Origin of the sequence: Histidinibacterium lentulum, from assembly GCF_003789055.1 — a bacterium.
GTDB lineage: Bacteria > Pseudomonadota > Alphaproteobacteria > Rhodobacterales > Rhodobacteraceae > Oceanicola > Oceanicola lentulus.
This window is the reverse complement of the sequence record NZ_ML119081.1, coordinates 19259-34707: the sequence shown is the minus strand read 5'-3', so window position 1 is coordinate 34707 and position 15449 is coordinate 19259. Positions and strand designations below refer to the sequence as shown.

At 64.7% G+C, this 15449-nt stretch carries 14 protein-coding genes; 1 reads left to right on the top strand and 13 read right to left on the bottom strand.

What is annotated here, in order from left to right; translation table 11 throughout:
• Window positions 1-9 precede the first annotated feature (9 nt).
• The 7 genes from EAT49_RS00165 to EAT49_RS00140 all read right to left on the bottom strand — a co-directional run bounded on the left by EAT49_RS00165 (window position 10) and on the right by EAT49_RS00140 (window position 4681).
• Window positions 10-909, bottom strand: coding sequence for a DNA cytosine methyltransferase (locus EAT49_RS00165; RefSeq protein ID WP_246003708.1), 900 nt, complete (start codon window positions 907-909; stop codon window positions 10-12).
• A gap of 13 nt (window positions 910-922) precedes the next feature.
• A complete protein-coding gene (locus EAT49_RS00160; RefSeq protein ID WP_123640213.1) occupies window positions 923-2260 on the bottom strand; it encodes a site-specific DNA-methyltransferase in 1338 nt (445 codons plus the stop codon).
• A gap of 479 nt (window positions 2261-2739) precedes the next feature.
• Window positions 2740-3231 carry a hypothetical protein gene (locus EAT49_RS00155; protein ID WP_123640212.1) on the bottom strand — a complete coding sequence of 164 codons (492 nt, stop codon included), beginning with the start codon at window positions 3229-3231 and terminating at the stop codon, window positions 2740-2742.
• Window positions 3232-3237: 6 nt separating this feature from the next.
• Window positions 3238-3423: a hypothetical protein gene (locus tag EAT49_RS21000; RefSeq protein ID WP_185020590.1), complete on the bottom strand. Its 186-nt coding sequence runs from the start codon at window positions 3421-3423 to the stop codon at window positions 3238-3240.
• 124 nt (window positions 3424-3547) lie between these two features.
• The gene (locus tag EAT49_RS00150; protein WP_123640211.1) at window positions 3548-3970 is read right to left on the bottom strand and encodes a DUF6362 family protein; all 423 of its coding nucleotides are present in this window, start codon (window positions 3968-3970) and stop codon (window positions 3548-3550) included.
• A complete protein-coding gene (locus EAT49_RS00145) occupies window positions 3963-4163 on the bottom strand; it encodes a hypothetical protein (RefSeq protein WP_123640210.1) in 201 nt (66 codons plus the stop codon). The genes EAT49_RS00150 and EAT49_RS00145 overlap by 8 nt, the downstream gene beginning before the upstream one ends.
• Window positions 4160-4681, bottom strand: a complete 522-nt coding sequence (locus EAT49_RS00140) for a crossover junction endodeoxyribonuclease RuvC (RefSeq protein ID WP_123640209.1) — start codon at window positions 4679-4681, stop codon at window positions 4160-4162. The genes EAT49_RS00145 and EAT49_RS00140 overlap by 4 nt, the downstream gene beginning before the upstream one ends.
• Window positions 4682-5254: 573 nt before the next feature.
• Here EAT49_RS00140 and EAT49_RS00135 point away from each other — a divergent pair.
• Window positions 5255-9241, top strand: a complete 3987-nt coding sequence (locus EAT49_RS00135; protein ID WP_148078719.1) for an NACHT domain-containing protein — start codon at window positions 5255-5257, stop codon at window positions 9239-9241.
• A gap of 99 nt (window positions 9242-9340) precedes the next feature.
• On the opposite strand, the gene EAT49_RS00130 is transcribed toward EAT49_RS00135, so the two are convergent.
• The 6 genes from EAT49_RS00130 to EAT49_RS00105 are packed head-to-tail and all read right to left on the bottom strand — an operon-like array spanning window position 9341 to window position 15437.
• Window positions 9341-11938: a VapE domain-containing protein gene (locus EAT49_RS00130; RefSeq protein ID WP_123640207.1), complete on the bottom strand. Its 2598-nt coding sequence runs from the start codon at window positions 11936-11938 to the stop codon at window positions 9341-9343.
• An 8-nt stretch (window positions 11939-11946) separates the two neighbouring features.
• Window positions 11947-13266, bottom strand: a complete 1320-nt coding sequence (locus EAT49_RS00125) for an ATP-dependent DNA helicase (protein ID WP_123640206.1) — start codon at window positions 13264-13266, stop codon at window positions 11947-11949.
• Window positions 13263-14009 carry a hypothetical protein gene (locus tag EAT49_RS00120; RefSeq protein WP_123640205.1) on the bottom strand — a complete coding sequence of 249 codons (747 nt, stop codon included), beginning with the start codon at window positions 14007-14009 and terminating at the stop codon, window positions 13263-13265. Before EAT49_RS00120 ends, EAT49_RS00125 begins: the two co-directional genes overlap by 4 nt.
• The gene (locus EAT49_RS21480; protein WP_123640204.1) at window positions 14009-14806 is read right to left on the bottom strand and encodes a hypothetical protein; all 798 of its coding nucleotides are present in this window, start codon (window positions 14804-14806) and stop codon (window positions 14009-14011) included. The genes EAT49_RS00120 and EAT49_RS21480 overlap by 1 nt, the downstream gene beginning before the upstream one ends.
• Complete coding sequence (locus tag EAT49_RS00110; protein ID WP_123640203.1) at window positions 14803-15018, bottom strand: hypothetical protein; 216 nt, start codon at window positions 15016-15018, stop codon at window positions 14803-14805. The genes EAT49_RS21480 and EAT49_RS00110 overlap by 4 nt, the downstream gene beginning before the upstream one ends.
• Window positions 15015-15437, bottom strand: coding sequence for an HNH endonuclease signature motif containing protein (locus EAT49_RS00105; RefSeq protein WP_185020589.1), 423 nt, complete (start codon window positions 15435-15437; stop codon window positions 15015-15017). The genes EAT49_RS00110 and EAT49_RS00105 overlap by 4 nt, the downstream gene beginning before the upstream one ends.
• Between the last annotated feature and the right edge of the window lie 12 nt (window positions 15438-15449).

The window sequence follows — 15449 nt, the reverse complement described above, 5'->3', positions numbered from 1 at the left end:
CGCGCACCCTCATCCATCGGCCAGCAGCTCAACTGCGAGAGTTCGGAGCGCATGCGCCGCGACCAGCGGGACCACTCCGTTGCCACAGAGCCGAAGCCGGTCCACCCGGTGGGCCAGCCCATCAGCGCCTCGACGAATGCTGGGTTCAAGGTCCGGGGCGTGTCGCAGGAACGCCCGCCAGCCGTCGGCGTCACCAGGACCTGGCGGCCAAGCAGCCCGTTCACCGGCGTGTTCGCGAGGCTCGTCGCCCCGTCCTTGTGATCCCGCGCCGTTGGCGTCATCCAGAGTCGCATCATCTCCGTCCGGTTGCCGCCGCTCGACCGCGTCCCTGAACAGGCGCGCGGGGTCGGCCAGATGGTCGCGCTCGCGGTGGGCGAGGATGAAGAGCCGCTCGCGCCGGTGCGGCGCACCGACCTCCGCCGCCGTGAAGAGGCCTGCCGCAAGGCGGTAGCCCATGCCGACCAGTCCTCCGGCGACTTCGGGGAAGCCGAGGCGGAGATGATGGGCGACATTCTCGAGGAACACGAAGGGCGGCTCGACCTCGCCGATGATGCGGGCGACATGCGGCCAGAGGTGACGCGGGTCGTCCGCGCCCCTGCGCTTGCCCGCGACGGAGAACGGCTGGCACGGGTAGCCCGCAGTGACGATGTCCACCGCGCCGCGCCATGGGCGGCCGTCGAAGGTGGCAACGTCGTCCCAGAGAGGCGCGCGATCCAGGGTCGCGTCTTCCATCCGCGCCACGAGGACGGCCGCGGCGTAGGCGTCCCGCTCGACATGACCCACAGTGCGATATCCGGGGAGTGCGAGGTGCAGCCCGAGATCGAGCCCGCCGGCGCCGGAGCAGAGCGAGAGGCCGAAGAGGCACGCGTCGCCGGCTCCGGCAGGCAGACCGGAGGAAGGTAGAGCCACGCCATCCACGTCGTCAGGCCGCGTGGGTCCCCTCGGGTGCGGCCGGCGTTTCGCCCAGCCGCTCGGCCTTCACCTCGGCGAAGGTCCGTCCGTCGTCTTCGAGGACTGCCTCGCGGCCAGTCTCGGCCTGCCAGCGCTCGACGGCGACATCGACATAGGCCGGGCTGATCTCCATCGCGAAGACGCGGCGGCCATTCGCTTCGCCCGCCATGATCTGCGAGCCGGAGCCGGAAAACGGCTCGTAGCAGAGCCCGCCGCGGGCGACGTGCTGGCGCATCGGGATCCCGAAGGCGTCGAGCGGTTTCGGCGTCGGATGGTCGGGGCGCTCCTCCTTCGCGAAGGACGGCATCTCCCAGGTCGAGGGCAGCGTCTGCTCGGCGATCTTCGGCGGGCGGTTCGGACGGCGCCAGCCCATGAAACAGGGCTCGTGCTTCCAGAGGTAGTGCGACCGGGTGAGCACCCCGCGGTCCTTCACCCAGATGATCTGCTGGTGCACGAAGGCGCCAGCCTTCTCCCAGCAGGCCTCGAGCATCGCCTGGCGGCGCGAGGCGTGCCAGCAGTACCAGGCCGCGTCCTCAGTGATCGCCTCAGCGACAGCCGCGGCGATGAAGCCGTCGTAGAGGTCCGCGCCCTGCGAGCTGTCGTCCCAAGTGACACCGTAGGACTGCGACCAGTCCTTGTTCCGCGTCGGGTGGTTCGAGCCGTCGTAGTCGACGAGGTATGGCGGGTCGGTGGCAAACAGCACCGCACGCTCGCCGTTCATCAGCCGGCGCACATCGTCGTAACTCGTCGAGTCCCCGCAGAGAAGCCGGTGATCGCCAAGGATCCAGAGATCGCCCGTGCGCGAGGCCGGATTGCGCGGCGGCTCGGGAATGGTCACCGGTGGCACGGAGCCCCCGGCGCCACCCTCTTCTTCACCGCCCCCGTCCGGATCGAAAGCCAGCAGCTTGTCGAGTTCACCATCGGAGAACCCGACCAGCGACAGGTCGAAGTCTTCGGCCAGCAGGTCGTTCAGTTCGGCCGACAGCAGCGCCTCGTCCCAGCTGCCGAGTTCGGTCAGCTTGTTGTCCGCGATCCGGTACGCCCGGCGCTGCGCCTCGGTCAGATGCCCGAGCACGATCACCGGCGCCTCGGTCAGCCCGAGCTGCGTGGCAGCGAGGACGCGCCCGTGCCCCGCGATCAGCTCGCCGTCCTCGCCGACGAGGCAGGGCACGGTCCAGCCGAACTCGGCCATGCTGGCGGCGATCTTGGCGACCTGGTCGGCCCCGTGCACCTTCGCGTTCTTCGCGTAGGGCTGCAGGCGCGCAAGTGGCCATATCTCGATCCGCTCGGGGGCGAAGGCGACGGTCATGCGGGTTCCTGTTGATGGTCGATCGGCATTGGCCGGGTGGACTCCGGCGGCGGGGTCCACCGGCTTCCGGTTGGACTCCGGCATCCGCGGGGTATCCACCCCGCGCAGCCAATCAGGTGTTTGAATTTACGAGGGTTTCAGGCGTCACGGCTGGACGCTGGACTCCGGTGGCTTCCCAAAAATCCGGCCCTGTCGCTGGCGATACATCGCGCCAAGCCCGCCAGCATACGTTTCGGCCCGGAAAGGAACCGGAAAACAAAGGCTTGGCGACCTGGACCCCTGTTGGACCCTGGAAGCCAGGTTCGGTGTCCACCCCGGTGTCAGCGTCGGTTCGCCCGCGCACACGACCCCGAGTATATCGCCATGGATAGCGTCAGCGGGGCGATCCGTCTCGTCTTGCGGTGTCTCGCCGAAAGTTGTCTCGGTTGACCGAAGAAGCTTGACATTGGAAAGCGCGACTGCCGCCAAACAGGCGCCGGTCACTCCGACGTGCTGTCCTCAAGTTCAGTCGGCGCACCAATTTCTTGAAGCATATCCAAGAAATCTATACCCGAAAGCCTGATACCAACAGCAAGGATAATCAGAATGAGGGTATTGATCGCCGTAGCTACAATTCCGAACCCAACCTGCTTCCAGAAAGATGTTTGACTACCCACTTCGGTAGCCGCTTTTTCAATGCGCGCAGTGATGGCTTCACGCTCAATGTCCGCGCGGGACTCGTCTACAGTCTGGTTTGCGAATGCGATTAGAATGTCGCGCGCGTCTTTCCGATACCGTTCGAGCTGGTCTTCAGTCGACGCTACTTTTGCGAATGCTTTGTCATCTGCGGAAGTAGGTGGAGAACCGTTTGCTGCGGTAAATTCCTTGGCCCACGCTCGCTTATGGCGCTTATACAGCCCATACGCAGTCAACGCCTCGATATCGTCGCCTTCTGCGCCAAGAAGATCAAATACAGGATTGTCGCTAGTCAACGATCATTATGCCGGCTGTTTGCGCGCCTTCAAGGCTTTCGCTGCAGCCTTCTTGGCCGCCACATACGCGTCACGCTTGAGAGTTACGACCTCGCTCCCAGCAGGCGAATGCCTCGTCACAAACGCCCCGGTTCTTCCATCACGACCGGTGGTTTGAACACGGAAGAATTTTCCTACCTTCATATGGCCCATGTCTGTGTCCTCTCCAAGCCGTCACCCCAACATGTAGCAGTCAACGTCCAGTGTAGCCAGTATCAATTGAAAATCTCCTACAGGGGGGTCGCGAGTCCAGGGCGACTGGTTTTGTCGTAGTGGATCATGACACCTTTTCAACGATGTAGGCAAGGGACCGGTTCCTCGGCACTCGCCTCCCGTTCAGCCGCCAGACGATCACCGCGATGCCGTACTGCCAGCGCCGGTTGGCAGTGGCACGGCTGATGCCGAGTTCCCAGCAGATCGGCTTCCACGGCTTCCGGTTCGCCCGGAGCCAGAGCAGGCGCGCGTCGGCGGGGTCGAGCCAGCGCAGCCAGAGCAGAGCATCCTCGGCCTGCGTGATGTCACGCGGACCGGGCTTGGGCCTGCGGGTTCGGGGCTCCTGGCCGACCTGGTCGGCGAAGCTGTGGAAATACTCGGGCCAGGCGTTGAAGTAGCCCTGCGGCTTCACCTCGGGCAGCGACCAGAACACGTCGGCCGCGCTCTCGAGCCGGTCCTCGACCATGGTGGGCGTCCACTCAGACATTCGCGGCCTCCCGGTCGTTCGCCCGAGGCCCATACAGCTTCTCCCCGAGCTGACGGACCAGCTCGCGCTCTGGCCAGGTCAGGCGGTGGTCGTCGACGGAGACGGCGAGCACTCCTTCGTCATGCCAGCCATCGCGCTTTACCTGATCCGGATCCCGGCGCGTGCCGCCGTAGCCTTTCGGATACCACCTCATCCCAGGCCCCCGTTCGTCTCGATCGCCCAGTGCAGAATGGCGATGGCGTCGGCCTCGTTGTCGTCGGCGGGAGAGAACCCACGGGATCGGGCCGCGGCGATCATCGCCTCCTTCGGCGCGTTGCCCTTACCGGTGGCGTGGCGCTTGATCGTGCCTACCGGAACGCCGTGGTAAGGGATGCCGCGCAGCTCGGCCCATGAGGTCAGGGTTGCCATCAACCCGCCGTAGATGTGGGCCGCGTCGGTTCCGGCGTGGCGGCGCACCTCCTCGAACCAGATCGCGGCGATGGGCCCCGACAACCGGTCCAGTTCGGTCAGCCAGTTGGTGAAGCGCAGGTAGCGCATGCCGCCGCCGTCAAAGCGGCCGGGGCGGAAGCTGACCGTGCCACTGGCGATCAGTCCGTCATGGCTGCGCAGCGCCCAACCGGTCGTGGTGCCGAGATCGAGGGCGAGGATGCAGGACCGGTTGATCGCGTCCGGCTCGGGGCGGACGTCCTGCGCGGGGATCGGTGTGTTCATCGTGAAGGCTCACAAGCTGTGGGCCTTCGGCTTTGGTCGCCGCAAGATGTAGCATCCGGCGGTCCTCAGCCAAAGCGAAAACGACCATGGCTGCGGCGTCCGAAGGTGATTGGCGATCAACCCGTCCCGGTCCCAACCTCCGACCGCGTGGTCCCAACCTTCGAGGGGGTTGGGACAGCCCTTTATCGTTTCACTCCAATGGCTTGACCGGATGTGGTCCCAACCTCGGTGTCCCCAACGGGGGTCCTTCTCTTTTCGTATAGAAAAACATGTTCCCGACCTTTTCCGTTCTACCACATGAATGTGTAGCAAAAGGTTGGGACCACGGGGTGAGGTTGGGGACACCGTTGTTTTTGAACGGTTTTTTGTGTCCCCAACCCCCTCCGGAGGTTGGGACAGGGTTGGGACCACCGGAGAGGTTGGGACAGCAAACAGCCACAGAGACAGTGCAACGTCTGAACCGCTCAAGGGTAGGCACAAGCCGAGACAAGTCGGACGCGCGTGCCGGCGAGGCAGGCTTTCGCGTCGGAGAGCGCTACTCCAGCTTGCGACACAACTGGTCAGGTTGCATCTTTGTCTGAATTGCGAGTTTCTAGAGAGAACAAGACACTGCCGCCGTTCCACATCCCACGTAAGCTGTTGTTGGGTGAGATGCAGTTGCCGGAAGCGGACCTGCTGTCCGAACCCGGCGTTGCAATCGTTCTAGCCGAACCAGGAGCGGGAAAATCCGCACTGCTGGCGAGTCTTGCCGCACGCTTTGGCACCACCCCAGTCAAGGCCAGCATCTTCGAAAGAATTCGGGCGCCCTGCATCGTCGTCGATGCATTCGATGAAGTTGCTCGCATTGATCCCACGGGTCTTCATCGCACGTTGAAAGAACTGCGTCACACGGGGGCAGATCGCACGATCCTATCAAGCCGATCCGGGGAGTGGAGCGACGCGGACACACGCCTGCTGCATGACATCATGGGTATCGAGCCAATCCTCGCAAGGGTAGTCCCATTCGATGAATATGAGCAGGCTCTGCTCTTTCGACACCGACATCCCGACGCTAGGTTCGAAGACTTCCTTTCCGATGCCGCCCGTCACGACCTAACTCATCTCCTTGGCAATCCAGAGTTCCTAAACCTGTTCGCGGATGCGTTCGTTCAGGCCGGAGGCCGATTCACCGAGCGACAAGAGATTTTCAGCGACGCGGTTCGGTATCTCGCTCGCGAAACGAATAGGTCGGTTTCCACACGAGATGCACCTACAGCTGAGCAACGCATCGCTCTCGCGGACGAGGTCTTTGCACGACTTCTCTTGTCAGGTTCCGATGGCGTTTCAACGGCTGATTTCGCCGAAGGCCCGACGTTTCCACGTATCGAGGACCTTGGGCTGGCCGACCAACGAGTCGCTTCGATCCTCGACACCCGCCTCTTTCGACCAGCCACTGGCGCCGACCGACATGAACCTGTCCATCGCATCGTTGCGGAGCATTGTGCAGCCCGTGCGCTTGTCCAGCGAATTGACGATCCTGCAAGCACCTTCACCGCAAAACAGTGTCTGAGCCTCGTCGCTCCGAACGGAGCCACCCGCGATGATCTTCGTGGTCTCCTTGGCTGGATGGCTGCTTTAGGAAGCCAGAATGTCCAAGATGCGGCCATCGACGTTGACCCATATGCCGTCCTCTCAAACGGGGATCCATCGCGTCTCTCGGTTAGGTCCAGACATCGACTTCTTGAAGCGCTCGGCAAACTGGAGGCCGATGATCCCTTCTTCCGCCGCGTAGATCGCTGGCGAAGTTTCAGCGCGTCGGGGTTCTTTTCTCCCGACATCGTTGATGCGATTCGCCCAATGATCGTCCGCGAAGGCGGAGGCGACTTGCGCGCATTGCTGCTGGAGCTTCTATCGGGCTCGCCTGCTGTCACCTCGCTTCGTCCAGAACTGGAAGCGATCGTACTGGACGACACTGCTACTCCACAGTGCAGGCACGCAGCGCTCGATTGCCTCGTAGGAGAAAAGCTTGACCTCGCACCTATCATCGATCCGCTAATCGCGTCTGGCACGAACGAGTCCCTGCGTCTTGCTGCAAAGACTGTTACCCACGTGGGGGTGGGCCGGCTACCTCGCGAAAAGCTTCGCGATCTGCTTCTGGCCAGCGCCAGCTTGTATCCGACTGATCCAACGAAGCGCGAGCGCGTGATCGGATCGCGGTATTTCATACGAATTCTGATGCGAGATTTCGACGCCGATCTGTGTGGCTGGCTGCTTGATGAGATTACACAGGGCTTGGCTTGCACTTGTGGTGCGCGCTCATGGGAATGTCACTGCCGGGATGGCATCAGCAAGATTGCTGGGCATCTGCTAGACAGATATTTCGAAATCGCCGAGGAGCCGCGGGATCCGGGAAGGATCTGGGGCTGGTTGAAACCGCTTCATTTCCATCGCCCGGTCGGTGCCAAGGATAGCCCGGCAGTCCGCATCCTGCACGAGGAACATCACCTGCGTCGTGATATTCAACGACTGATGTTCGACGGGCTAACTACCCGGGAGGCCATGATCGACGAAGGAACAGATCGATACGGCCATGCGGGCCTTTCTTTTCTGTATGACGATATCCGGCCGATGATGGATCATGCACTTGCAACAGGCAATGTCGAGCTTTGGGACTTTTTCGTTTACTCGCACAACTTCTATCGAGCACGAACCGAAAGGGGTCCGGACGAACTTCGGCAGTATGCACGACAGCAAGCGCAGCAGCACCCAGAGTTTCTTGCTAGGTGGGCAATAAGGCAACGTAGGCAATTCCGCAGCTGGCAGCAGAACCGTGACCGACGCTTTCGCTTTCATGCCCGTCAGCGCCGTCGGGAACGCGCTGCTGAAAGCGCCGCGGTCAAATCACTGACCAGAGATCGCAGCATTATCGAGGCTGGCCGTCACAAGGGTTGGCTAACACACATCGCGCAGTACTATCTCATTCAGCCCGATGAAATGCAGGAACTTACGCACGGGTTGATCGATGTGGATGCGGCGCTGCGTAACTACCTCCGCACTATCGGCGATGACATCCCGACCTTGGAGCAGTGTGCGTTGAACACCGCCCGCGCAAGCGTTTTCAGGCTCCATGCCGCCTGTGTCGCCGAGTTCAGGGCCTCCTGCGACTTGACGCATATTGATCGGCGCATCCTCGCTGCGGTTCGCACGGATATCGGCGGATATAATGGGGTCAGCGAGGATGAACGCGAACAATTCGAGGAAGCGGTCGACGCATCGCTTTTTCGCAACGAGTCTGACGCAGACGCATTCATTACAGCGTACGTTGAAGCTCAGCTCGCCTCTGGCAGCGAAACCGCAGACGTGAGCTGGCTGGAACGCAAGGAAACATTCCATTTCCTGCTGCCAACCCGTCCTTTGGACTGGTTGCGCAAGTTTCCGGTCATTGCGCAGCACCCCTTGAACCGGCTCTTTGATATGGCTGTTCGCTACGGTAATCGTGCAGATCTGCTCGCATTGATCCGGGAGCGCTGTGCAGACCTTGACTCGGGCATGCTGCCCCACAAGCTCGAAGCACAACGGCGCTTCTGGTTCCTTCGCCATTTCTGGTTCCTGGACGACGATCAGTCTGCGGTCTGGGCGGCTCTGGATCGAGATCCCGATTTCATCTTCGAACTCGACCATATCAGAAGCGAGCAAAGAGGCGACCATGCGAGCTGGCCCGACCTGAGTGCCGCCAAGATCGCGCGCATCCTTAATACGTTCGTCGACCGCTGGCCTCCTGTCCCACTTCCGTCAAGTTGGGGAACTGGCAGCCCGAAGCCGGAAACCGCTTATCGCTATCTGAGCGAAATCGTCTACACGATTGGTAGGGATACGACAGATGCCGTGCTGCCAATCCTAGATGGCCTGCTTGCCGATCCTCGGATGGCTCCGTTTCACAATAATCTGCGGAGCATCCGGGCGGCAAGCAGGCGCGTTATTTCCCTGCGTGATTTCACGCCACCTAGCGCTGCTGCCGTCAGAGCAGCGCTTGATCAGGGGCGTCCCGCCAGCGTCGAGCACATGCGCCGTATCGTTGTCGAGTTCCTTGGACAATTACAAGACGACGTCCTCGGCGGTGATCTTGGAGTGATCGACCAGTTTTACGAGAAAGGACAGCGGCTTGGCGAGAATGCTGCGACGCGGCGCATCGTAAACTGGCTGAGACCGCGCCTTGAACCCCTGGGGTTCGCGGACGTGATTGAACATCAGCTTGCGGGCGGCAATCGATGTGACATTACATGCTCTATCCAGACGCCTGCCGGGCGCAAGATGCTGGTTGTGGAAGTCAAAGGCCAATGGAATGCCGAGCTTTTCACGGCGGCCCAGGTGCAGCTTGCAGATCGCTACGCGGTACATCCAACAGCAGAAGAACAGGGGGTCTATCTGGTTCTCTGGTTTGGGGCAGATGAAAAGATCGCGGGTCTGAAGAACCACGAGAATTTGCAGCCTATCGGCTTGAAAGAGAAACTTGAAAAAGGCCTGCCTGTCGAGCTTGATGGCAAGATTGACGTAGTGGTTCTTGATCTTGCCCGGCGTTGAGACCCGGGTATATTGCAACTGCGCTTGAATAGCGGATTTTGGGAATATCCGAAAGCATCGGCAAGCTCCGAATGCCCGCAGGAAGCCTTTAGCTCCGGTTCAATGACTATTGTGCCCCCTCCGGTACCGCCACTCCCGCGGCGCCTCGCGCCCGCCTTCGTCGCGCCGCCGGTATCGCTCCCAGCCGTTCGCCTTGAGGTAGGCCGAGACGCGCATCTGGTCTCCGCGGGTCCAGCGGGCCGGTTCGAGCCCGATGGCCTCTTCTAGGATCTCGCCGACCGACACGTCCCGCAGCGGCTCCGCGCGCGGAACGCTCTCGGTACGGGAGTTGCCGTAGTCGGGGAAGCCATCCGAGATGGTCCGAATTTCGTGGGTCAGCCAGTGCTCGATCAGGTCGTCCCAGGCGTCGGACTGGTAGCGGCGGTCCTGTTCCTCGCGGGCTTCGGCCAGCAGCGCCGGGTCGTCGATCCACCAGATCGCGCCGGCGCGGAAGCGGTGAACGGCTTCGGCCCAGAGCTGGTCCCGGTCGCGGGCGAGCGAGGCGATGTCGATGGCGCCGCATCGGAGCGGCCAGAAGCGCCGGTTGCCCGTCTCGTCGCGCAGATAGGTGTCTGGATTTACGGTGCCGGCGAAGACACACTGGCGCGGCACCTCGACGGTGTAGCGCCCGTAGGGCGGGCGGAAGCGGTCGGTGGTGCGGGTCAGGAACGCTTTGATGCGCGAGACCTCGGCGCGGCCGATGGCGTCGAGTTCGGCAATCTCCACGATCCAGACGCCCTGCATGTGCAGCGCCGCGTCCTTGGACCCGAGCTCCGGCAGCTCGTCGGTGAACCATTCCTCGCCGGCGAGCACCTTTATGGCGGTGGACTTTCGCGCACCCTGCGGCCCCTCGAGGATCAGCATGTGATCGGCCTTCACGCCGGGCCGGTATATGCGGGCGATGGCCGAGATCAGCCAGAGCGCGCCAATGGTGTGATGGAACGCCGTCGGCTCGGCGCCGAGATAGATGCTCGTCCAGGTCTCGATCCGGGGCGTGCCGTCCCATTTCAGGGTGTCGAGCCAGTCGCGGACGGGATGGATGCGCAGTTCTCGGGCGACGGCACCGACGGCGCGGCTCACGACCACCGGCGCCACGTTGATGCCGCGCAGCTGCAGCCATTCGGCGGTGCGAATGTCGTCGGCGTCCTCCCACGGGCGCGGGAGGGACACGGCGGCACAATCCCACGGCAGCGCCTGGCGCACCACGATCTCCTGCCCGAACTCGTCGAAGGCCAGCACACCGGCGAAGGCCGGATCGGAGGTCAGGGCGACGATGACGTTGGCCTCGTTGCGCTCGGGCGCGCCGGCCAGATCGAGCCGGAGCCGCCTGAACCAGGCGGGCTTCGGGATCGGCGCGTGCGGATCGCCGGTGGCGTTCACGCGGCGGCGGAGTTCGGCCAGCTGCTGGGTCAGGACCGACATGCCGATCCCGGTCGCGAACTTGATCCTTGCGATGACCTGTCGTTCGGGCAGCGGGTCGAGCTTTGCCAGCGCGATGCGCCCCAGCAGCGTGGACAGGGCTTCGAATTCGGGCGGGTTGGTCAGCGCCTCGGCCGCGGCGATCAGGGCGGCGGGATCGTCGACGGACGTGACGACGGGTGTGACCGTCTCAGGGTCGATACGATCCGCGGCCTGCGGCTCCGCTGCAGTTTCCCTGTCGAGCGTGTAGTCCTCGGCGCGCGCCCCGCGCAGCAGATCGTCGTTGAAGTCGTCGCCATGGAGCGGGGCGACGATCTCGTTCGGGATGTCGGCCCGGTTCAGGCGGTCCGAAAGCGTCGCGGCCGCCTGGCGACCTGCGTCCCCGGCATCGGCGTAGATGGTGACGCACCTAGTGCCATCGGGCCACTGGAACCGCGCCAGACCGTCGGCGGACAGGGCCGCCCAGACCGGCGTGCCGAACAGCGCATGGGCAGCGAGCGCCGTCTCGATCCCCTCGGCGATGCCGATATGCCCGTCCTCCGGCATCGGGCACAGCCGGACCAAGGCATCCTTCACGCTGCCGAGCATCTTCTTGCCCGGAGGCGCCTTGGCGCTGCCGTCGTCGAGCAGGAACGTGCGATGGATACCCGGTGCGCGCTCCCCGTCCGGCAGCCGCAGGATCGCGATCAGGCCAGGCCAGCCGCGGCAGCTGTCGAAGTCCGGCAAGTCGGGATGGAACAGCAGGTCGGGCGATCCGGGATCCGACAGCCCGCGGGCGCGCAGGTAGGCCTCGCCTGGCGTGCCCGCGAGCGGCACCGCCCCGTCAACGAGGCGGGCGATTTCGGCCGAATGGTCGGGGCGCGAACGGAGTAGCGATGCTGGCCCGGGCTGCGGCGCGGGATGGTCTATCCCCGCCAACCGCGCCGCCTCGTCGAAGAGCGCGCCGTCGCAGAGGCCGGTCGCCTGCGCGATCAGGTCGATGGGGCCGGCCCGCTCGCCTGTTGCGTAATCGAAGCCCCAGCCGGCATAGGGCCCGTCGAGATGGATGGTGCAGGACCCCTCCTTGCGCGGCGGGCGCCCCGACAGATCGGCGCAACGCAGGCTGCGACGGTCCCGCGCGAGCCGGGCCTCGGGGAAGAGCCCCGGCAGCCAGTCGGCCGCGGTGCAGGCGAGCCGCTCCTTTACCGCCGCGAGATCATGCCGGGTCTTCGGGACCGCGATGTCGTTGAGGTCGATCATCGCACCCCTCAGGCCAGGAGGACGAGCCCGCGCTCGGCCCGGGTGATCGCGGTGTAGAGCCAGCGGCGCCGGTCGATTTCGTTTCGGCCCAGCCCGTCGTCCCAGACGATGACGTTCTCCCACTGCGAGCCCTGCGCCTTGTGGGCGGTGATCGCCCAGCCGAAGGTTGCCTCGGTCAGCAGGCGCTTCTCCTTGTAGTCGCGGTCGTGGCGCTTGTCGTCGTAGGCGACATGGTCCTCGAAATGCCCCTTGTAGATGCGCAGCCGGCCCGGACGCCCGTCCTCATACGGCTCGCCGATGTGGCGCCCGTCCTCGTCATGGACGACGGCCGAGAAGTAGAGGCTGCCCTCGTCGACGATGTCCTCGAGCGTCACGAACATCCCGTTGATCAGCCCCAGATCGTTCTGGTTCTTCAGGCAGATGATCTTCTCGGCCGGTCCGGTGGGTAGCCAGGTCCCCCCGAGTCCGGCCGCCGCGCGCATGGCGTTGTTGATCTGCAGCCGCGTGGCGTTCAGCCCGCAGATCAGCTGGCCGCCGCGCAGCGCCTGTTCCGGCGTGATGTCGCCCTTGCGGAGCTTGGCGACGTGATCGTCGTAGACGCCGAAGCCGATGGGCCGCCCCTCGCGCGCCATGGTGGCGAGGCGGATGATCGCGCTCTCGGCCGCCTGGCGATGGATCTCGGTCAGCATCACGTCGGGCTCGTCGCGGGTAAATGCGCCTTCGCCCCGGATCGGCGGCAGCTGGCCCGGATCTCCGAGGACGAGGATCGGTTTGCCGAAGCTCATCAGGTCGCGCGCCATCTCCTCGCCGACCATCGACACCTCGTCGAGCACGATCAGCCGGGCGTCGGCGGCGTCGCTTTGCAGGTTCAAGGCGAAGCGCGGATGCTTCATGGCCGAGAGCCCCTGGCGCATCGCCTCGATCGCGGCATCGGCCGTGGTGCGAGCGAACCCGGTGAGGCGAAGCGCGTCGCGTTCGGCCATCGCGATCTTGCGGGCGGCGTCCTCGATCTCCTCCTCGGTCGACTCGATCACCGAGTAGATCAGGCTGTGGATGGTGCGCGCAGGCGTGCCCTTGCGGGTCAGCACCAGCGCGGCCTTGCCGGTGAAGGTGGCGGTGACGACGCCGGGCACGCAGCGGCCGTCCTTCGCGCTGCGGTGGGGCGAGAGGCCGAGCTCGTCGAGCGCAAATTTCAGCACGGTGGTCTTGCCGGAGCCTGCATAACCGAACAGGCGGAACACCTGCTGCTGCTCGGTGCGGGTCTCGAACCACTCCTTGATCTCGCGGATCGCGGCAGCCTGCGTGGCGGATGGGGTGAACTCGGTCATGGCTGGGGCGCCTCCACTGCGTAATCCTTGACGATCCCGCCGCGGGTCGGATCGCCCACCTCGCACGGACGGACGAAGACCCGGCGACCGTCGGCGAGCTGCCGCCAGTGCCCGCGGCGGATGTGCCAGCGCGGGCTGGCGTGACTGCCGCCCTGCGGCGGCGTCGCCGCGCGCAGACGCGCCGGATCGACGGCGACCTGGCGCCAGACCCACTCGCGCACGCCCTCGCGGGCGAGGCGGGACCGTTTCGCGAGCGATACCTTGCGGTCGCGGATTTCAGGTGAGGCGCCGAGGATGGTCAGCGCGCGCCAGACGATGCCGGCGGCGACTTCGCCGTGACCGCGGACCGTCTCGTCGCTCCGCTCGGCCGGGTTGCCCTCGATCTCCGCCTTGCCGTCCGGATGCATCCAGACCCGCACCAGGCAATCCGTCCAGCCGCGCGGCGCCCGCTTGCGCATGAGGAACGTGGCCTCGACGATGTCGCCGTCGGCGCGGGCGCAGACGATCAGGCCCGAGGGAGACGCGCGCTGCTCGCGGACCTCGAAGATCACGGACGGATGCGGCAGCCGAAGCGGACCGGTAAAGACCCGGGTCATCGCGCGGTCGACGATTTCGCCATCGAAGGCGGCCTGATCGTCGAAGAAATAGATCGGCGCGAACTCCGCCGCTCCGAGCAGGTCGGAGCACCAGAACCGCTCGCGATGCGCGCGCACGATCCGCTTGAGTTCATAGGCGTCGGGCATCATGGTCGCTCACTCCAGCATCGTTTTGCCCAGGCGCAGGGGGCATGCCACTTGCCGGCCGCCATGCCACCCCGGCAGAGGACCGCCGTGGGCTCGGCCGCGGCGCGCGGCAACCATTCCCCCACCTCGGAGGCCCGCACCACCGCGACGGCGCGATCCGACATTTCCTGCGCGAGATGCACATCGAAGGGCACGAGCTCGGCGTGCAATTCCATCGTGTCGCGGTTCAGCGCGGTGAAGAGCGCCGGGGCCGGCAGGTCCATATAGGCCTGATAGAGCGCGATCTGGGCGGCATAGACCGGCCGGGCGAGGCTGACGCCGCGCTTGACCACGTCCTTCCAACTTGGCGCCCCGAGCGCCTTGTTTTCCCAGAGCGCGGGATAGTCCATCGCGACGGGGCCCGAGACGAAGCAGCCGTCTATGTGGCCCTTGAAGCGACCGCCGAGGGCTTCGAACCCGAACTGGCGGCCGTCGGGGCGCGCGGTGCGCAGGTCGAAGCCGGCGATGCGGAACCAGCCGGCGACGATGTCCTCGGCCCTATGGCCCGCCTCGAAGATGCGCAGCGTGCGCGGCGCGAACTCCTGGCCTTCGTCCTTCGGCACCGCGAGGAAGTCGTACTGGATCTGGCGCAGGCAGTCGCGGCCGAGACCCGAGGAACTGACATAGGTCCGCGGGCGCTCCGCGCGGTGGCGCGCGGACAACGCCGTATCGATGGCGGCGGACACGGCTTCCGCGATGGGCGGGCGTGGCGCGCCGGCGCCGTAGAGGAAACCCGAGCCATGGTTCAGGTCGATCATCGCTCGCGCTCCCAGAACCCGCCGGCCTGCGCGATGCAGGTCAGCTTGTGAAACTGCGCGTCTGTCAGCCGGGCGCTCTCGCCGAGCCGCGCGAGCTTCTCGCGGAGGCTCTCGCAGAACTCGATCTCGAAGTCGGTGACGGCGTTCTCGGTGGCCGCCTCGAGCAGGTGCTTCCAGCTGCAGGACGCGGTGTCGTCGTTCAGGTCGATCATGACCGTGCCCTCCGACGCTTGCCGACCGCGACGGGATGACGATCTCCGGTCCTCCCGCGGCAGTATTCGAGGAAACCGGGCGCGTTCAGGTTCTCTCGCTGCGTCCCCCACGCGAGGTTGTCGGCGCGATTGTTCGCGGCGTTCTCGTCGAGATGAATGACGACGGCGCGGTCGAATGGCGCGGGTCCGTGGAACGCCTCCGCGACGAGCCTCGCGACCTTGTAGGTCGTTCCGCGCACCACGATGATGAAGCGCGCATCCTGCTTGTTCCACACGCCGAAGGTCGGCGTGCCCCCGTAGGATCGTTCGCCTCCCTTTGGCATCGGTCCGCGATAGGGCGCAAGCATCACGCGCCCCTCGCTGCTCACCAGCACATCGGGGACGCTCGGGACGGTTCTCCAGATTTCACCATTGGTCATTTCGCCCTCCGA